Below are 17,870 nucleotides of genomic sequence, written 5' to 3'. Positions count from 1 at the left end.
CTCAGGACGGCTGCAGCTCTCGCATCGCCTGACGGATGAGGTCGTGCTGCCTGCGCACCAGGAGTAGCGGGTCGACCTCGCCCAGCTCGGCGAAGGCGTGCCCCTCCCACTCGCTCGACCAGTAGCCGCGGTATCCCCCTTCGACGAAGACGCGGACGTGTTCCGGGTAGTCGATCGCGGGCTCCTGCCCGTGCTCGTCGATGTCGTAGAACTTCGCGTGCACGTGCATGATCTGCGGCATGATGTCGGCCCACTCCCGCGGGTCGACATGACCGTGCATGTTGAAGGCGAGGTGCGCGAACGATCCCAGTCGTGCCGGATCGAAATCGCGTCCCCGCAGATAGCCGATGAACTCCTCCTGGCGCTCTCGCATCGTGGCATCCGTCGCCCAGATCTCCTGGAGACGCCCGAGCGCCTCGTCGTCGAGCCCGGCACGACGGACCGCACGCAGCAGCGTGGGCGACATCGCGTGCATGGTCGACGAGAAGTCGGCGACGAAGCCGAGGAGCGGGGAGTTCAGCTCGGCGTACGTCTCGCGCACCTTGAGGATGGGCTCCGCGTTGGGGCCCAGCGGCGCGTGGATCTCGTACGCGAGCTGCAGCTCGAGCTCCTCGGCGATCGGCAGGAGGCGCCGCAGCAGCTCAGACTTCGCGCTCTGGATCCGCACCAGCGGGAAGCCGAGCTTCTTCGCCCCCTGGAGCATGAGCTCGCTGAACTCGAACTCCTCGTCCGGCGTCATGTCGCGGTCGCGGCGGCGCCCCATGTCGAGGTTCGCGCCGAAGGAGCTGGCGGCGAAGCCGTGCCTGTCGAACGCGGCCCGCCAGCTGCGCACGAACTCCTCGGACACCACCGGGTAGGTGGGCACCATCTGGGATGCCACGATCTCGATCCCCGGTCCGATGCCCAGCTCGGCGACCCGGTCCAGCAGACCGTCGAAGTCGAACCAGCCGGCGCGGAACTCCGCACTCGCCGAATAGAGCGTCAGCCCGAGCTGGAAGGGATCGGCGTCGATCGCCGGCGGGGGTGGCGGCACGTCCGTCACCAGCGCCGGCGCGGGGGCATCGGCATCCCTCACGGTCAACGTGAGCTGGTCGCGCACGAAGTTCGGCACATACATGCCGGGAGCACCGTTCTCGCCGGGCGCGATCTGCATGTACGGCAGACGCAACTGCCCGGCGAGGGTGACGTTGTGCCGCTCGCCGAGAGCGACGCCGCGGTCGCGACGGACGACCAGGAGCGGGTGCTCCTGCAGGTACCAGAGGGTCTCGCTCTGCTCGGGCAGCTCGTCGAGCGTGTACTCGCGATCACCGAGTACGAACGTCAGATCGCCCTGCGGCACGGGCTCGCCGTCGACGGTGAGGTCGAGGCTCGTGACCGACGACAGCCAGAGGCTGCGGTACCACGGCAGCGTCAAGCGCAGTGCGAGTCCGTCCGGGTGCAGGCGGAGGCTGTCGTCGTGGATGAGTCCGTTGGGCATGGCTGTCTCCTGTTCAGAGCCGGTCGGCGACCTGGCGCATGAGCGAGTGCTGGCGGCGGACCTGCTCGATCGAGCGCCAGGGGATCCGCTCCCCCTCGTACTCGCTGGAAAGGTAGCCGGTGTAGCCTGCCTCCTTCAGCGCACGCAGGACGGGCTCCCAGGGGATCTGCTGGTCCTCGAGCGAGTCGTCGATGTCGTGGAACTTCGCCTGGATGAAGACGACGTGGTCGATGATGTCGAAGACGTCGGCCGGGTCGACCCCGATGCCGTCGAGGAAGGCCGGCCGGCGGCCGGGGAGCTCGCCGGGAGCCAACGGGATCGGGCGGTCCTGGAAGATGCCCGTGTCCAGCAGGAGCCCGAAGTGCTTCGTGCCGGTGCGGCGGATCAGCTCGATGTAATCATCGACGACCTCGTGCTTGATGGGGGTCGGAGAGTGGATCTCCGGGCAGATCACGACGTCCAGCTCCTCGGCGAGCGAGAGGGATCGCTCGACGACCTCGGTCCAGATCGGATGCGGGACCAGGTCGCCCGAGACCACCCCGATCTTGGGTCGGACGAAGCGGAAGCCGAGGCGCTTGGCAAGGCGCAGGTCGCGCTGGAGGGCGGCCGCGCCCTCGTCGGCGGTCATGTCGCGGCCGTTCGCTCCGCTGGAGTGGAGCCGGGTATCGATCCACGAGCCGTAGTTCGTCGGCTCGAGCCCGTACACGCCGAGCAGCCGGAACCACTCGTCGACCCACTCCTGCGCAGGCTCGGGGTAGTTCGGGATGTGGCCTTCGCCGAGGATCTCAACCCCCGTCGCCCCGAGGTCGGCGATCGAGCGCAGTGCTGTCTCGAGGTCCATGACCGTGCCGTAATCGCCCATGTAGCTGTACAGCGAGACGCCGTAGCTGAACGGCCGGCCAGCGGCCTCCGGTGTGAGCGTGACGTGCTTCGCGATCTCGTACCGGCTCGGCTGGTGCTCCTGCGGGATGTAGGACATGCGCAGGCGCAGGTCGATCGACAGTTCGTGGATGCCGTCCGGCAGACCCCCGGGAAGGGGAACGGTCACGACGGCCGCCTCCTCCAGCTGCCAGCGCACCCCGTCGCTCTCCCACAGCTCGGCGAGGGTGTACGTCTGCCCCTGCAGTGTCCACGTCGGCACATCGGGGGCGACATCGACCAGGCCCGGGATGCGCACGCCGATGCCGTCGATGAGGGAGGCGGCCATGCCGCGGTAGGAGGGCATCCGAACGCGGAACTGGAATCCGCGGATCTCGTCGCCCTCGCGGACGTTCCGAAATCCGACAGATTGGATGAGGTCTCGCTCGAGAAGCATCGGTGCTCGCTCTCTGATCAGGCGCGGCATCGCGCTCTTCGAGGCTAGCAACTTCAGTCAGGTTTATGCATAAGGATTCCTGATAGGCGCATAAGGAAGGGCGCGCTCCTTGTTAGTGAAGCCTTTCGACTATTTCTTGCTTAAGTGAGTCGGTATATGACTTAATGCTCGGAGTGGGTCGCGCGGGCGACCTCATATCTTCACTACTCAACAAAGGAGTTGATGTGTCGCATTGGCATCTCGCGCCAAATGGCGCTTCCGAACGAGCGGTTCACCGAGCCCGGGTCGCTGCGCTCGCCGTCGCGATGGTGGCCGCGATCGTGATCGTCGTCAGTGGGCTGACCGCGGCGCCTGCGACCGGGGCCGTCGGGGGGTCATCTTCGAAGTCGCGCGTCGTGCACGTGGAGCAGGGGAACCTCCGCGGGGTGCAGGCGAACGGCGTGCAGTCGTTCCGCGGCATTCCCTTCGCGGCACCGCCGGTGGGCGAGCTTCGGTTCGCCGCCCCCAGCGAGCCCGCCAAGTGGCGGGGGGTGCGGGACGCCACGACAGCGTCTCCCGCGTGTCTCCAAGGCGGGATGGGAGACGTGTCGAGTGGCCAGGTCACGAGCGAAGACTGCCTGTACCTCGACGTCTACGGTCCCGGGCGCGCTGCACCCGGGCACCGGCTGCCCGTCATCGTCTGGATTCACGGCGGGGGATTCGGTGGGGGCAGCGGCGGTGAGTTCGACGGTTCTGAGTTGGCCCGGCTGACCCAGTCCGTCGTGGTGTCCGTGAACTACCGACTCGGGGCGCTCGGATTCCTCGCAGTCGAGCAGATGGGCGAAGCCGTCGGCAACTTCGGCATCCTCGACCAGGCTGCCGCGCTCACGTGGGTGAGCAGGAACATCTCCGCCTTCGGCGGCGACCCGGGCTCCGTCACCCTCGACGGGCAGTCAGCGGGTGCGATGTCGATCTGCAGCCTTCTCGTGTCGCCGCTGACCGAAGGCCTGTTCGATAGGGCCATCTTGCAGAGCGGTCCATGCACGTTCCCCGCATCCAGCGCCGCCTCGACCGCCGTTGTCCGCGGCGGCGCGGCAGCAGCCTCCCTCGGGTGCACGTCGCCAGCCGACCGGATGGATTGCCTGCGCGGACTCGACGTCGGCGCACTGATGCGGGTCAATGGACGCTTCACTCCGGTGCACGGGGTGCCGGCGGTTCCGACATCGCCGCTCGAGGCCATCGCCGCCGGCGATTGGCACAAGGTACCGCTGCTCCTCGGCTCCACGCGATACGAGGGCAAGCAGGGCATCTACTTCAGCGTGGGCCCGGATGCCGGGTCGATGACTGTCGAGCAGTACGAGGCTAAGGTGCGACAGTTCCACGGGCCGCGGGCGGATGCCATCCTCGCCCAGTACCCGGCCTCCGACTTCGAGAAGCCCGCGTATGCCCTGGCGGCCATCGATACCGACAGTGGTTTCGGGTGCCGTTCGTACGAGTTCGCGGAGCTCGCGGCCACACAAGTCCCGGTCTATGAGTACGAGTTCGACGACCCGACGTCACCCACGAACCAGGGCATGAGTATCGCCGGACTAGACATGGCGAGTGCGCACTCGGCGGACCTGGCGTACCTGTTCGCATACTCCGATGTGGAACGCCCGCTCACCGCGACGGAGAACGAGCTCGCGACGCGGATGAAGCTGTATTGGGGTGAGTTCGCCGAGACTGGCACGCTGGGATCACCCTGGGCGCCGGTCACGTCACTCGATCACCCCGTGCTGCGCCTGCAGTCCGGAGGGGATGAGGTGTTCCGCACCTTCGCGGACGACCACAACTGCGGATTCTGGGCGACCCAGCGATAAGCGAGGTCCGCCGGACCTCAACAGGTCCGGCGCGCGACCGATTCTGGGCGGAGCCCGTTTGCAGCGAATCGTCTTGCGGAGACCCGCTGCATCATGCTTTCGCCAAGTCCGAAGTTCGACTCGCAACAGGGACAGCCCTGACGATCCCCGTGCAGACAGGAAACGGCCTCGTGTACCAACTTGCTGCCAACATAGAACTTCTATTCACAGAGGCGGGCGACTACCACGACCGCGTGCGCGCCGCCGCCGACGCCGGGTTCACGGCTGTGGAGATGTGGGGTCCCACCGGCGCGGACTTCCCTTCGGTCCCGAAGGACATAGCCGCCCTGAAGACAGCGCTGGAGGAGACGAACACGCAGCTGACCCTGCAGACTGCTGAACCGCGAACCCACTTCATGCTTCCACCGAAGGACCATTCAGAGTTCTATCGGAAGCTCGACGAGGGAGTTCGGATCGCGCAAACGCTCGAGTGCCCGCGTCTCGTCGTCAGTGGCGGCACAGGGTTTGGAGGCTCGAGGCGACGGACGCAGCTGGATGAGCTGGTCGAGATCTTCCGAAAGGCAACGACCCAGATCAGCGGCTCAGGAATCACGCTCGTCCTGGAGGCGGTCAACGGCCGCGTCGATCATCCCGGCATGCTTCTGGATCGCACGGCCGACGCCGTATATGTGGCTCGCGGAGTGGACTCACCTTCATTCGGCGTCCTCTACGACCTCTACCACTCGGTCACGGAGGGCGAGAATCCCGAGGTCGAGCTCACCAACGCTGGTGAACTCATCCAGTACGTGCAGATCGCAGACGCACCGGGGCGCGGCGAGCCTGGAACGGGTGAGATCGATTGGCCCGCATTCTTCACTGTCTTGCGTGCCACCGGTTACGACGGGCCGATCGGCCTCGAGCCGGTGCCCCAAACATCTTCAGCCGAAGCGATTCAATATATTCGTGAGCTGGCATCTCGCGCATGACGCGGTACACCGCTACCTCTCGAGCACGACCGCCAACCCCTGGCCGACGCCGATGCAGAGCGCCGCGACCGCGACTCCCCCGCCGCGGCGCCTCAGTTCGTGCGCGGCGTGGCCGATGATGCGCCCGCCGGAAGCGCCGAGCGGATGACCGATGGCGATGGCCCCGCCGTGGATGTTCACGCGCTCGGGGTCGAGGTCGGGCCATCCGGCGAGGCACGCGAGCGACTGTGATGCGAAGGCCTCGTTGAGCTCGACCACGTCGACGTCGGCCCACGTCCGGCCGGCGCGCGCCAGGGCGCGGTTCGCCGCCTCGACCGGTGCGACGCCGAACACGTCGGGATCGTTGCCGAAGACGCCCCGGCCGGTGATGCGGGCGAGCGGCTCCGCGTCGACCGCGCCCTCGGCACCGAGAAGGACGGCGGACGCCCCGTCGTTGATCGGAGACGAGTTGCCCGCAGTGACGGTCCCGTCGGCAGCGAACAGGGCCCTGAGCCCGCCGAGCCTCTCGAGCGTCGTGTCGTCACGGATGCCCTCGTCCCGCTCCAGCGGGGCGCCCGGCACCTGCACGATCTCGTCGTCGTAGGCGCCGGCTGCCCAGGCGTCACCGGCGAGCCGGTGGCTGCGCAGCGCGAACGCGTCCTGTGCCTCGCGCGAGATGCCGTAGATGCTTGCGAGCTTCTCGGCAGACTCGCCGTTGGAGATCGTCCACGGCGCGGGCAGCGCCGGGTTCGTCATCCGCCATCCGATCGCCGTGTTCCACAGCGTCTGGTTGCCCACCGCCGGCCAGGGCCGGGGCGACTTCTCGACCACGTAGGGCGCGCGGCTCATCGACTCGACGCCGCCGGTGAGCACGACCTCGGCGTCACCCGTCTCGATGGCGCGCGACCCCTGGATCACCGCCTCCACCGACGAGCCGCAGAGGCGGTTGACCGTCGCTCCGGGCACGGTGGTCGGAAACCCCGCGAGCAGCGCGCCGAAGCGGGCGACGTTGCGGTTGTCCTCGCCGGCCTGGTTGGCATCGCCGAAGATCACGTCGTCGATGCGGCCGGGGTCGATACCGGAGCGCTCGACCACGGCCTTCATGACGACGGCGGCGAGGTCGTCCGGCCGCGTGCCGGCGAGCGCTCCGCCCGCCCGTCCGAAGGGCGTGCGGACGGCGTCGTAGATGTAGGCGGCAGGCATGTCAGTCTCCGGCGACGGATGCCGCGGCATCCGTCCTATCGATGAGGTCGAGGCCCGTCAGCTCGGCGAGCGAGGAGAGCGTGTTGTCGCCGAACGTCTCGCGCACGGCGAACCGGCCGCCGTCCACGTCGAAGACGGCGTGGTCGGTGTAGACCCGGGTGACGCAGCCGACCCCGGTGAGCGGGTAGGTGCAGGCGGCGACGAGCTTGGACTCGCCGGTCTTGGTGAGCAGGTCGGTCATGACGAAGACCTGCTTGGCGCCGATCGCCAGGTCCATCGCCCCGCCGACGGCGGGGATCGCGCCGGCCGCGCCCGTCGACCAGTTCGCGAGGTCTCCGGTCTGCGAGACCTGGAAGGCTCCGAGCACGCACACATCGAGGTGCCCGCCGCGCATCATCGCGAACGAGTCGGCGTGATGGAAGTACGCGGCGCCCGCCAGCGCGGTCACCGGCTGCTTGCCGGCGTTGATGAGGTCGGGATCGATGCTGCCGGGATAGGGGGCGCCGCCCATGCCGAGCAGTCCGTTCTCGGTGTGGAGGATGATCTCGAGGTCGTCGGGCAGGAAGTTCGCGACCATGGTGGGCGCTCCGATGCCGAGGTTGACGTACGACCCCTCGGCGATGTCGGCGGCGATCCGGCGGGCGAGGTCGTCGCGGCTGATCCGGGTGCTCACTGGTTCTCCTCCACGGTGGCGACCGGGGCGGCCGCCGGGCGTCCTTCGACGTCCACTCCCCCGACGAACCCGCCGTCGCGGAGCCAGGCACGCGGACCGACGGCGACGACGCGGTCGACGAAGATCCCGGGAGTGACGACGCTCTCGGGATCGAGGGAGCCGAGCGGGACGACCTCGTCGACCTGCACCACGGTGGTCGTGGCCGCGGTCGCCATGATCGGGCCGAAGTTGCGCGCGGTCTCGCGGTAGACGAGGTTGCCCCAGCGGTCGCTCTTGAGCGCCGAGATCAGCGCGAAGTCCGCGCGGATGGGGTACTCGAGGACGTAGCGGCGTCCGTCGATCGTGCGCTCCTCCTTGCCGTCGGCGAGCTCGGTCCCCACCCCGGTGGGCGAGAAGAAGGCACCGATCCCGGAGCCTGCCGCACGGATGCGCTCGGCGAGGTTTCCCTGCGGCACGATCTCGAGTTCGATCTCGCCGGCCCGGTAGAGACCGTCGAAGACCCAGGAGTCGTGCTGGCGCGGGAACGAGCAGACGATCCTGCGCACCCGCCTCCTCGCGAGGAGCGCAGCCAGACCGGTGTCGCCGTTGCCCGCGTTGTTGTTGACGATCGTGAGGTCCGTCGCACCGCTCTCGATGAGCGCATCGATGAGCTCCACAGGCTGCCCGGCCCGGCCGAATCCGCCGATCATGACCGTCGCTCCGTCGGGGATGCCGGCGACGGCGGCGGCGGCATCCGTCACCGTCTTGTCGATCACGGGGTCTCCTCGCCGAACACGGCGGCGGCGATGCGGAAGGCGCTGTTCGCCGCCGGGACGCCGCAGTAGATCGCCGACTGCAGGATGACCTCGCGGATCTCGTCGACGGTGAGCCCGTTGCGCACCGCGGCGCGCAGATGCATCTCGAGCTCTTCGTGGTGACCGTGCGCGATGAGCGCGGTGATCACCGCCACCGAGCGGGCACGGCGATCGAGGCCCGGCCGCGACCAGACGTCTCCCCACGCGACACGGGTGATGAAGTCCTGCCAGTCCGCGGTGAGCTCGGTCGTCGCGGCGTCGGCGCGGTCGACGTGGGCGTCGGACAGCACCGCGCGGCGCACGGCCATCCCCTGGTCGTAGCGCTGCTCGTCGGTGAGGCCCTCGCCATCGGGTCGAGTCATGCGTTCATCCCTCCACACTCGCGAAGAACCTCAGCACCGCGTCGGCGACCGCCTCGGGCTGCTCGGCCGGCGGCAGGTGCGCGGCACCGGCGACCATCGCCGCTTCGCCCCGCTGCACGCCATCGGCGATCTCAACCGCCTTGACCTCGGGCGCCACCGCGTCGTGCTCACCCCAGAGCGCGAGCGTCGGGGTCGCGATGTCGTTCAGTCTCGCGCGGACGTCGTACGCGGCGAGCGCCTCGCAGCACCGGGCATAGCTCTCGTCGTCAGCGCACTGCAGGGCGTGCAGAAGGCGGCCGGTCAGTTCCGGATGCCGCGCCACCGACCCCTCGGCGAACCAGCGCTGCGCCGACGCGATGATCAGGCTCGAGGTGCTCTCGGCCCGCACCTGTGCGGCGCGCTCGTGCCACGCTGCCGGCTCGCCGAGCTGCGCACCCGAGGCGACGATCACCGCCGCCTCGACGCGATGCGGATACCGGAGCGCGAGCTCGAGCCCGGCCGCCCCGCCGAGCGAGACGCCGGCGTAGCGGAAGGTCGGCTCGTCGACGGCGGCGGCGACCGCGTCGGCGAGGTCGGCGACGGTGAAGCCGCCGTCGCCGGCCGGGGAGTCGCCGTGGCCGGGAAGGTCCCAGGCCGTCACCCGGTACCGGGTCGAGAGGACAGGCGTCGCCGCCTCCCACAAGATCGTCGAGGTGCCCAGCGAGGGCCCGAGCACGAGCAGCGGCGCTCCGTCGGGGCCGACGGGATCGGTCAGGGTGAGCGCGGGTGTCATGCGCGCCCGCTGTCCGGCGCTGTGGCATCACCGACGAAGCGCTCGGCGAGCCCCGTGTAGCCGGCGGGGTCGAGCAGTGCGTCGACGTCGAGGTCGGCGGCTTCGGGCAGTGCGCGCAGGGCGCCCGCCAGCGACCCGGTCGAGGCCTCGCCGATCAGGGCCGCGAACCGCTCCTTCCCGATGCGGGGAACGAGCACCCGGGCGAGACGCTCGCTCACGATCCGCCCGTCCGACAGGGCGAGGTTTCGCGCGACCGCCGCGCGGTCCACGACCAGACCCTCGGCGAGCGCGGCGGCCTGCGCCGAGGATCCGAGCGCCAGCCGGAGCAGCTCGCGCAGGGTCGGCCACTCGGCGTGCCATGCCCCGTCCGGTCGCTCTTCGACGGCGAACGCGGATGCGAGGTGGAGCGTCGCCGCGAGCTGCGGAGCGCGGAGGGCCGCGGAGCGGATCAGCGCCGACGCCACAGGGTTCTGCTTCTGCGGCATGGCGCTCGACCCGCCGCCACGGCCTTCCGCCAGCTCGCCTATCTCGGGGCGCGTGAGGACGGCGACATCCGCGGCGACCTTGCCGACGGCGTCGACGGCCTGGACCAGGGCGTCGCCCAGCTCGGTCACCGGCCAGCGCTCGGTGTGCCAGGGGGCATCCGGCGCCATCAGACCCAGCTCGGCCGCGAAGGCAGAAGGCAGGGCGGCCGCGGCATCCGTCCCCCATTCGTCGACGGTCGCCGCGAGCGTGCCGGCAGCGCCGCCGAGCTGAACGGGCAGGGCGTCGCGCGCCTCCCGCAGCCGGTGCACTGCTCTCCGGATGCCGCGAACCCAGCCCGCCACCCGAGCGCCGACCGTGGTCGGCACCGCGTGCTGCGTGAGCGTGCGGCCCGCCGTGACGACGCCGGCGTGCTCGTCGGCGAACGCCGACAGCGCACGAGCGGCTCGGTCGAGGTCTGCGATGACACGGCCGAGCGCCTCGCGCGCGACGAGCATGAGTGCGGTGTCGAGGATGTCCTGGCTGGTGGCCCCGCGGTGGATCGCGTCGGGCTCGACTCCGCGTCCGCGCAGGGCACCAACGAGCGGGATCACGGGGTTCCCGCCGTCGACGGCGGCGAGGGCGAGGTCCGTCGCGCTGAGGCCGTGGCCGCGGCATCCGCTGTCCGTCCACCCGTACTCGGCCGACAGCCGCTCGGCGGCACCCGGGTCGAGCGCGCCGACGCGGGCCAGGCCCCGGACCAGCGCGACCTCCGCCGTGACGAGCGCGTCGAGGATCGCCGCGTCGCTGACGCTTTCGTCGTGGCCGGCCGAGACCGGCGAGAGCAGCCCGACGTCGAGGGAGGGTTCGCGGTGGTCAGAAGACAAGGAACACGGTCTCCTTCTCGCCCTGCAGCCGGATGTCGTGGCGGAGTCCACCACCGGGAAGGCGCGTCGCGACGAGGGTAGCGCGGTCGTCCTCGTCGAGCGAGGAGAGCAGCCGATCCGCGGCGAGCGCTCCTGCATCGTCGGGGAGGTAGATGCGGGTGTGCAGCTTGTCCGGCAGGCCCCGGGCGTAGACGATCGCGGCGAAGAAGGGCGCGGCGCCGTCGACGGAGCCGGGATTCCGCGTCCAGAACTCGTAGTGACCCTCGTCGTCCGTGAACGCGCGGCCGAACCCGGTGAAGGTGTGGTCGTCGCGACGGAACGCCCCGCGTGCGCGGGGCACGGAGCCGTCCTCGTCCGCCGCGAAGATCTCGATGAAGGCGTCCGGGATCGGGTTGCCCGCGCCGTCGCGGACGACCCCGTCGAGCAGTATCGCGCCCGGCGAGTGCGGGTGGGCGACCTCGTGCATCTTGGCGTACTCCACGCCGTAGGCGAAGAACGGGCCCACGGTCTGGCCGGGGGTCGGCAGGTGCGTCTTCGGTGGGCGGTCCGCGGGCATCAGTGCTCTTCCTCCGGTTCGAACCAGGTCGCATCCGGGCCGTCGACGACAATGTCGAAGCGGTAGCCGGTCGACCACTCGGGCGAGGTGAGGTCGTGGTCGTACACGCCGAGGAGGCTGTCGCGGTCACGCTGCCGCCAGATCGTGTTGTAGATCGGGTCCAGCGGGAACAGCGGGTCGCCGGGGAAGTACATCTGGGTGACGAGCCGCTGGGTGAAGCCGTTGCCGAAGACCGAGAAGTGGATGTGGGCGGGGCGCCAGGCGTTCACGTGGTTCTTCCACGGGTACGGTCCGGGCTTGATCGTCGTGAAGAGGTACTCGCCCTGATCGTTCGTGATCGCGCGCCCGGCACCGGTGAAGTTCGGATCGAGAGGCGCGGGATGTTGGTCGCGCTGGTGGATGTAACGGCCCGCGGAGTTGGCCTGCCACAGCTCGACGAGCTGGTTCGGGATCGGCTTGCCCCACGAGTCCAGCAGGCGCCCGCGCACGGTCATCCGCTCCCCCAGGGGCTCGCCGGCGTGCTGGATCGTGAGGTCGGACTCGATCGCGGCGACATCGCGCTGTCCGAAGGCGGGCGACCACAGCTCGATCGTCTCGGGGTCGACGAGCTTCGGGTTCTTCGTAGGGTGGCGCAGCAGGCTTGAACGGTACGGCGGGAAGTCGTGCATCGTCGCGGGAAGCGCCTCGCCGGAGCGCTCGCGCTCGGCATAGCTCGCGTGGAAGTCTTCGATCTCCCGGGTGATCGTGTGCTGGTCGACCTGGTCGGGCGAAGCGAGCAGGGACTCCGGCGCCTCGGCGGTGGGCGCGAGAGGGTCGGTCATGGGTGTCTCCTTCGACACAGGAGGGCGGTACGTCTTACAGCATCGTGCGCTCCGGTCGGCCGATCGTGGTGGTGATTCCCATCCAATGGGAATCGGATGCGCGCTGTGCGACCATGAGGCCATGGCGAACTCCACGTCGGGCGACTCCGTCACCGGCCGTCTCGTGCGCGTGCTCGACACCTTCACCCCGACACGCACCGTGCAGACCGCGGCCGAGATCGGGCGGCGTGCGGGACTGCCGCCGTCCACGGCGCACCGAATCGTCGGCGAGTTGGTGGACGCGGGGCTGCTCGAGCGCGACGAGGAGCGCCGCATCCGCGTCGGAATGCGCTTGTGGGAGCTCGCGACCCGATCATCCCAGGCGCTCCGGCTGCGACAGGTGGCATTGCCGTACATGGAGCAGGTGCAGGCCCGGGTGCGCGAGCACACCCAGCTGGCGATCCTCGAGCAGGACGAGGCGCTCTTCCTCGAGCGCCTGAGCGGCCCCCACTCCGGGTCGAACGTGACGCGCGTCGCCGGGAGGCTTCCTCTGCACGCCTCGTCCTCGGGGCTCGTACTGCTCGCCTATGGGGAGCACGACCTGCAGGAGCGCATCCTGCACGGCCCTCTCCTCCCCCTCACCGTGGAGACGATCACGGATGCCGCGGCCCTGCGCCGCAAGCTCGCCGAGGTGCGCTCCCTCGGGCACTCGATCGCCCCCGGCTACATCGAGGCGGTGTCCACCGGCGTCGCCGTGCCCGTGAGAGATGAGACCGGCGCCGTGATCGCGGCGCTGTCGAGCGTGCTGCGGCGCGATGACCCGGTGCCTCCGGCTCTCGCGGAGCTCCACGCCGCCGCGCGCGGCATCGAGGGGGCCCTGGGCTTCCGCCGCTGACGCGGAATCCCGTTGAATGAGAAGTGGCCGTCAACGGCGCGAACCGCGACAGGACAATGGTCCCGCCCCGTCGAAGGAGACGCCATGACCACCACTGTCCGCACCCGCGTCGCCATCGTCGGCGCCGGACCCGCCGGCCTGTTGCTCTCGCACCTCCTCGCGGACGCCGGCATCGACTCAGTCGTGATCGACCAGCGCTCCCGCGCCGAGATCGAGAGCACGATCCGTGCCGGCATCCTCGAGCAGGGAACGGTCGACGTGCTGACCAGGACCGGCGCCTCGACGCGCGTGCTCACGGACGGCAGCCGGCACGACGGAATCGAGCTCCGCTTCGACGGCCACGGCCACCGCATCGACTTCCCAGGTCTCGTCGGCCGGAGTGTATGGCTGTACCCGCAGCACGAAGCGCTCAAGGACCTCATCGCGGCGCGCATCGCGGCGGGACAGGACCTGCGTTTCGGCACGACGGCGGTCGGGATGGAAGGGATCGACGGCGACCGCCCCACGGTGATCGCCACCACCGCCGAAGAAGAGGACCTCCGCATCGAGGCCGAGTTCGTGGTCGGCGCGGACGGATCCCGCAGCGTGGTGCGCGGCGCGGTGAGCGGCGCTTCTGCGGGCGGCTACTTCCGCGAGTACCCGTTCGCCTGGTTCGGCATCCTGTGCGAGGCGCCGCCCAGCGCGCACGAGCTCATCTACAGCAACGCGCCCGACGGCTTCGCCCTGATCAGCCAGCGCAGCGCCACGGTGCAGCGCATGTACTTCCAGTGCGAACCGGATGCCGACCCGAATGCACTCTCGGAGGCCCAGATCTGGGACACCCTCCAGGCCCGCGTCCCCGGCACGGCGCTCACCGAGGGCCCCATCTTCCAGCGCGACGTGCTGCGCTTCCGCAGCTTCGTCGCCCGCGAACTGCGGCGCGGACGCGCGGTGCTCGTCGGCGACGCCGCGCACACCGTGCCGCCCACCGGCGCGAAGGGCATGAACCTCGCCGTCGCCGATGTCGTGCTTCTCGACCGCGCGCTGCGCGCCCTCCTGCTCGACGGCGACGAGCGCCTCATCGACGGCTTCGCCGAGTCCGCCTCGCACCGCATCTGGAAGGCCCAGCACTTCTCGTGGTGGATGACGAGCATGCTCCACGTCGCTCCCGGAGCCACTGATTTCGACCGGCGTCGTCAGCTGGGCGAGCTGCGCTCGGTGGTCGAATCCGACGCCGGTCGCACCTTCCTCGCCGAGGCGTACACAGGGTGGCCGCTCCCGGAGTGACGATGCGACAGATACCCAACGTGAGCAGTCGCGGGCGCGACAGCAATCCTGGACGTGATCCGCGAACGGTTCTTCCCATTTCTTTCCCACCAGGCGTCCGCGCCAGAAAACCCCTGACGAATCAGGGGTTTTCTGGCGGCGACGATGGGATTCGAACCCCTCTCGGATCACATTTCGAGGCTGCGCAGAGGTTGACTTTCCGCGTCGTTCCGCGGATCGTGACGTCGCCCGGCACCCGGAGCCCGGCGTCCAGGAGCCCATGGATGCGGGGCAGGTCCGGACAGATCACGACGGAGCGACCGCGTCAGGTCCTCATCACGGTGGCGTACGGGACACTGTGCCCGACGGGGAAGAGCGGGTTGCCGGTGTCCGACGGTACATCGGGGTAGCTCGCGAGGACTTCGGTCATGGAGCTGGGTAGCTCCATGGGGAGCGTTCCCTGGGCTTGAATGCGGCCGAACAGGGCGTCCAGGAGGGCGCGGTCCGACGCCCCGTAGTTGCCCACGAGGGCGCTGGTGGACGGAGCTATCGGGGTCAATATCGCCGCGCGTTCGAGATGGATGTCGGCGATAACGGCGGTACGGGATGCCAGGTCCGCGAGATGCGCGATCACCTCTGGATCGAAGTCGAGGCTGCCCTGGTGAGTTGCTGCTTCTAGAAAGTACATGTCCCGCGGTTCGTAAGGCGCAGCGAGTCGGACGACGGCGACGTCAGCATCCTCGGGCTTGTCCACGACTTCGACCCCATACTGTCTGACGTCGTCAACGTTCATGCCCTCGCAGTAGAGCCGGGTTCCTTCAGGGAGAGGCAGTATCCCCTCGTTCTTGAGAATCGTGATCGACCGGGCCTGCGCGTTGTGGCCTTCTTGGCGATACTCAACGGTTCCGACGGCCGCGTCCGCGGTGTCGGGTTCGACGTACGGATTATCGAACAGTCCGAGTCGGAATTTCACCAGGAGGATACGTCGAACGGACTGGTTGAGGTGCTCCTCCTCGATTGTGCCGTTCTGAACCAGGTCAACGACGACTTCGGTCAGGGTTTCTCCGCCGATCTGGTCGACGCCGGACTGGAGAGCTAGGGTCACGCGCTCCGGGATGCTGAGATGCTCGACCCCCCAGGCCTTCGCGGGCCACGGCTTTCCTGCCACCTCGATGTCGCTGATGATCGCCCAATCCGAGACGACGACCCCATCGAAGTGAAGGCGGCTCCGGAGCAGGTCGGTGATGATGGCGCGGTTGAACGCGAATCCAACCTCGTCGATCAGTTCACCATCAACGGTGAGTCCGACGGGCATGCCGTAGTAGGGCATGACGGCGGCGACGCCGGCGAAAATTGCTGCGCGGAAGGGGGCGAGATGTTCGTCGAATCGGCCGCCGGGGTAGACCTGCTCTCGTCCGTACGGGAAGTGCGGGTCCTCGCCATCCTTTTGTGCGCCGCCGCCGGGGAAGTGCTTCGCGATGCACGCCACACCGGTGGAGAGGTCTTGACCTTGGAAGCCGCGAAGGTAGGCCGCCACGAACGCGCTGACCTGGGCCGGATCCTGACCGAAAGTCTGCAACTGCCGCGCCCAGCGCGGGTCGGTCGCCAGGTCGATCTGCGGGTGGATCGCTGAGGTGATGCCCAGCGCGCGGTACTCCCGCCGAGCGACGTCTGCGAACCGCTCGAACAGATCAACCTCACCGATGGCAGCCAACCCGAGTGTTTCCGGCCACTGCGACAAGTGACCCGCCGGCTGAACCATCCCCTCATTGTGGGAGAAGCCGTGACGCGGGTCCGAAGCGAGGGTGACCGGGATGCCGTGCGGCGTCCCCTCAGCGAGTTCCTGCAGCGCGTTCACCCAGAGTGCCGTTTGCCGGGCGGACGGCAGCCGGGTCACATTGAAGTGATTCATCCGCTTGCCGAGGACCAGTTCTCGGGCAGTTCCAGTCCCCACATGCCCGGGGTCATCGTGATCCCCAGGGGCGCCGACGTGGATGACGGTCTGGAAGACCAGGCCGGCCTTCTCCTCCAGGGAAAGCCTGCCAAGCAGATCATCGGCTCGGTCGTCCGAGCTCAGTCGGGGATCCTCGTACGGATCCATAACGCCATTGCCGTTCAAATCGCGGTAGCGAGTACCGTCGCTGCTTTCCGAATGAGCCAGCGCCATGGTCTTCCCATCTGTCGCCGCAACGAGACGCGATCGACAGCCGCTACCATAGCACCGCTAAGGTTCGCTAAGCACCTAAGTTGCTAACGCACGATGCGCTGCAGCTCGGCGCCATGTGCGAGCGGCGTCCGGCTCGGCAACCATCGAGCCAGCGATGGCGGGGTAAGGATGGAATCTAGGGCCAGCCGGGCGGCTCCAATGATGCCGTAGCCGTCGCTGAGAGACGAGGGACGCACGACGAGCCGCTCCGTGACCAACTCGGGCCCGTTCGCCTTGATGGCGGCGTCCATGGTCTTCAAGAATCGAGGGCCCGCATTGAGGACGCCGCCGCCGAGCACGACCTCGCCGGGGTTGATGAAGGTGACGAGGCTGGAGGCCACCGCGCTGACATCATCCGCGGCGCGCTGCAGTAGTTCCTCGACGACCGGATCGCCCTCCCTCGCCGCGACGCCGATGTCTTCTAGGGTGAGCGGCCCAGTCCGAAGCATGCGCGATAAGGTCGGGCTCTCAGCGGCCCGTTCCGCCGCTTTGAGCAGTATCGCCCATCCGCCGGCCGTGACCTCGAGGCAGCCGGTCTTTCCGCAGCGACATCGCGTCTCGTCGGCCGAAACTCGAATGTGCCCGATGGCCCCAGCGCCGCCGCGCTCACCTCGGAGAACGTGGCCGTCGACTACGAGGCCGGCGCCCACGTCCACGCCCACCTCGATGAAGAGGAGGTCGCGTCGTGGCTGCGGTTGCTCGTGCCATTCGCCGAGAGCCATCACGTGCACGTGGTTGTCGGCCCACACGGGTGCGTCGTAACGCTCGCGAAGCCACGCTCTGGGACTGAACCCATCCCAGCCGGGCATGATCGCTGGAGCACTGAGCCGCGTGGTCGAGAATTCGACCGGGCCCGGCAATCCCAGGGCAATGGCCCAGGGCGCCCTGCCGCGTACGGGTATCGAGGTCTCATCGAGCAGCGCAGCGACTCGCTGCATCGTTTCTTGCGGACCTCGCTCAACCTGCCACGAGCAGTGCGCGGAAGCGATAACCCGACCCGTGAGATCCGTCCGCGCCAGCGTGATCTCGGTGGATCCGACAATGGCGGCGACCACATGCCCAGCACCCGGATTCACGGCGAGCGTGCGGACGGGTCGCCCGCCGCTGGAAGGAACCAGACCCGTATCCTCTAGCAGGCCAACGTCCACGAGGTGAGCGACTCGCTCGGCGACGGCTTTCCTACCCGCACCGCTGGCATTCACCAGTTCGGGGCGCGTTGTGGCACGGCCCGAGCGCACAAGGTCCAGCAGAACAGCTGTCGGCATGGAGTCGAAGTCCGCGGGAACCCCGGCCACGCCTCGCGAGGGTTCCTCGGCGGGCTCCATGGTGTACTCAATCGCTAGGGTAATCGGTCTCGACCGAATTCTACGGCTGCACCTGCGGACCTCAGTGCACCTGAAGGGCTCGGCCCGCAACTCGATCAATGCACTGTATAGACCTT

16 protein-coding genes are annotated in these 17,870 nt (G+C 68.8%); 4 read left to right on the top strand and 12 right to left on the bottom strand.

The window, feature by feature from the left end:
- Window position 1 precedes the first annotated feature (1 nt).
- Together ASD56_RS05945 and ASD56_RS05940 are read right to left on the bottom strand one after the other, a co-directional pair.
- Window positions 2-1,477 (bottom strand): C-glycoside deglycosidase beta subunit domain-containing protein, encoded by a 1,476-nt coding sequence (locus ASD56_RS05945; protein WP_055962414.1) that lies wholly within the window; start codon window positions 1,475-1,477, stop codon window positions 2-4.
- A gap of 13 nt (window positions 1,478-1,490) precedes the next feature.
- Entirely contained in the window at window positions 1,491-2,792 is a 1,302-nt protein-coding gene (locus tag ASD56_RS05940) for a C-glycoside deglycosidase beta subunit domain-containing protein (protein ID WP_055963744.1), read from the bottom strand.
- 224 nt (window positions 2,793-3,016) lie between these two features.
- Between ASD56_RS05940 and ASD56_RS05935 the strand changes: the two genes are divergently transcribed.
- Window positions 3,017-4,630, top strand: a complete 1,614-nt coding sequence (locus ASD56_RS05935; protein ID WP_162249506.1) for a carboxylesterase/lipase family protein — start codon at window positions 3,017-3,019, stop codon at window positions 4,628-4,630.
- 149 nt (window positions 4,631-4,779) lie between these two features.
- Window positions 4,780-5,595 (top strand): TIM barrel protein, encoded by an 816-nt coding sequence (locus ASD56_RS05930; RefSeq protein WP_327043461.1) that lies wholly within the window; start codon window positions 4,780-4,782, stop codon window positions 5,593-5,595.
- Between the two features lie 12 nt (window positions 5,596-5,607).
- Here ASD56_RS05930 and ASD56_RS05925 read toward each other — a convergent pair whose 3' ends face one another.
- Genes ASD56_RS05925 through pcaH form a run of 8 tightly spaced genes read right to left on the bottom strand, consistent with a single transcriptional unit; the run spans window position 5,608 to window position 12,104 of the window.
- Window positions 5,608-6,777 carry a thiolase family protein gene (locus ASD56_RS05925; protein ID WP_055962405.1) on the bottom strand — a complete coding sequence of 390 codons (1,170 nt, stop codon included), beginning with the start codon at window positions 6,775-6,777 and terminating at the stop codon, window positions 5,608-5,610.
- 1 nt (window position 6,778) lies between these two features.
- The gene (locus tag ASD56_RS05920) at window positions 6,779-7,450 is read right to left on the bottom strand and encodes a 3-oxoacid CoA-transferase subunit B (RefSeq protein ID WP_055962404.1); all 672 of its coding nucleotides are present in this window, start codon (window positions 7,448-7,450) and stop codon (window positions 6,779-6,781) included.
- Entirely contained in the window at window positions 7,447-8,205 is a 759-nt protein-coding gene (locus ASD56_RS05915; RefSeq protein ID WP_055962401.1) for a 3-oxoacid CoA-transferase subunit A, read from the bottom strand. Before ASD56_RS05915 ends, ASD56_RS05920 begins: the two co-directional genes overlap by 4 nt.
- Complete coding sequence (gene pcaC, locus ASD56_RS05910) at window positions 8,202-8,606, bottom strand: 4-carboxymuconolactone decarboxylase (protein WP_055962398.1); 405 nt, start codon at window positions 8,604-8,606, stop codon at window positions 8,202-8,204. Before pcaC ends, ASD56_RS05915 begins: the two co-directional genes overlap by 4 nt.
- Window positions 8,607-8,610: 4 nt before the next feature.
- Window positions 8,611-9,378: an alpha/beta fold hydrolase gene (locus ASD56_RS05905; RefSeq protein ID WP_055962395.1), complete on the bottom strand. Its 768-nt coding sequence runs from the start codon at window positions 9,376-9,378 to the stop codon at window positions 8,611-8,613.
- Window positions 9,375-10,727: a lyase family protein gene (locus ASD56_RS05900; protein ID WP_055962393.1), complete on the bottom strand. Its 1,353-nt coding sequence runs from the start codon at window positions 10,725-10,727 to the stop codon at window positions 9,375-9,377. The genes ASD56_RS05905 and ASD56_RS05900 overlap by 4 nt, the downstream gene beginning before the upstream one ends.
- Window positions 10,717-11,283 carry a protocatechuate 3,4-dioxygenase subunit alpha gene (pcaG, locus tag ASD56_RS05895; protein ID WP_055962391.1) on the bottom strand — a complete coding sequence of 189 codons (567 nt, stop codon included), beginning with the start codon at window positions 11,281-11,283 and terminating at the stop codon, window positions 10,717-10,719. Before pcaG ends, ASD56_RS05900 begins: the two co-directional genes overlap by 11 nt.
- The gene (pcaH, locus tag ASD56_RS05890) at window positions 11,283-12,104 is read right to left on the bottom strand and encodes a protocatechuate 3,4-dioxygenase subunit beta (RefSeq protein ID WP_055962390.1); all 822 of its coding nucleotides are present in this window, start codon (window positions 12,102-12,104) and stop codon (window positions 11,283-11,285) included. Before pcaH ends, pcaG begins: the two co-directional genes overlap by 1 nt.
- A gap of 121 nt (window positions 12,105-12,225) precedes the next feature.
- On the opposite strand from pcaH, the gene ASD56_RS05885 reads away from it, so the two are divergent.
- Together ASD56_RS05885 and ASD56_RS05880 are read left to right on the top strand one after the other, a co-directional pair.
- Window positions 12,226-12,978, top strand: a complete 753-nt coding sequence (locus ASD56_RS05885) for an IclR family transcriptional regulator (protein ID WP_055962386.1) — start codon at window positions 12,226-12,228, stop codon at window positions 12,976-12,978.
- An 84-nt stretch (window positions 12,979-13,062) separates the two neighbouring features.
- Window positions 13,063-14,244: a 4-hydroxybenzoate 3-monooxygenase gene (locus tag ASD56_RS05880; RefSeq protein ID WP_055962383.1), complete on the top strand. Its 1,182-nt coding sequence runs from the start codon at window positions 13,063-13,065 to the stop codon at window positions 14,242-14,244.
- Window positions 14,245-14,548: 304 nt separating this feature from the next.
- Here the strand turns inward: ASD56_RS05880 and ASD56_RS05875 are convergent, their stop codons facing one another.
- Window positions 14,549-16,390 carry a glycoside hydrolase family 3 protein gene (locus tag ASD56_RS05875; RefSeq protein WP_055962380.1) on the bottom strand — a complete coding sequence of 614 codons (1,842 nt, stop codon included), beginning with the start codon at window positions 16,388-16,390 and terminating at the stop codon, window positions 14,549-14,551.
- 83 nt (window positions 16,391-16,473) lie between these two features.
- Entirely contained in the window at window positions 16,474-17,754 is a 1,281-nt protein-coding gene (locus tag ASD56_RS05870; RefSeq protein WP_082541278.1) for an ROK family protein, read from the bottom strand.
- Window positions 17,755-17,870 lie beyond the last annotated feature (116 nt).

Source organism: Microbacterium sp. Root166 (genome assembly GCF_001427145.1).
GTDB lineage: Bacteria > Actinomycetota > Actinomycetes > Actinomycetales > Microbacteriaceae > Microbacterium.
The sequence above is the reverse complement of the archived record's forward strand: the minus strand, read 5'-3'. Positions and strand labels throughout refer to the sequence as shown.

Excerpts from the sequence above, each read along its gene's own strand:
- ASD56_RS05945 (WP_055962414.1), bottom strand. The coding sequence starts at position 1,477 with ATGCCCAACGGACTCATCCACGACGACAGCCTCCGCCTGCACCCGGAC.
- ASD56_RS05940 (WP_055963744.1), bottom strand. The coding sequence starts at position 2,792 with ATGCTTCTCGAGCGAGACCTCATCCAATCTGTCGGATTTCGGAACGTC.
- ASD56_RS05925 (WP_055962405.1), bottom strand. The coding sequence starts at position 6,777 with ATGCCTGCCGCCTACATCTACGACGCCGTCCGCACGCCCTTCGGACGG.
- pcaC (WP_055962398.1), bottom strand. The coding sequence starts at position 8,606 with ATGACTCGACCCGATGGCGAGGGCCTCACCGACGAGCAGCGCTACGAC.
- ASD56_RS05905 (WP_055962395.1), bottom strand. The coding sequence starts at position 9,378 with ATGACACCCGCGCTCACCCTGACCGATCCCGTCGGCCCCGACGGAGCG.
- pcaG (WP_055962391.1), bottom strand. The coding sequence starts at position 11,283 with ATGCCCGCGGACCGCCCACCGAAGACGCACCTGCCGACCCCCGGCCAG.
- pcaH (WP_055962390.1), bottom strand. The coding sequence starts at position 12,104 with ATGACCGACCCTCTCGCGCCCACCGCCGAGGCGCCGGAGTCCCTGCTC.
- ASD56_RS05885 (WP_055962386.1), top strand. The coding sequence starts at position 12,226 with ATGGCGAACTCCACGTCGGGCGACTCCGTCACCGGCCGTCTCGTGCGC.
- ASD56_RS05880 (WP_055962383.1), top strand. The coding sequence starts at position 13,063 with ATGACCACCACTGTCCGCACCCGCGTCGCCATCGTCGGCGCCGGACCC.
- ASD56_RS05875 (WP_055962380.1), bottom strand. The coding sequence starts at position 16,390 with ATGGCGCTGGCTCATTCGGAAAGCAGCGACGGTACTCGCTACCGCGAT.
- ASD56_RS05870 (WP_082541278.1), bottom strand. The coding sequence starts at position 17,754 with ATGGAGCCCGCCGAGGAACCCTCGCGAGGCGTGGCCGGGGTTCCCGCG.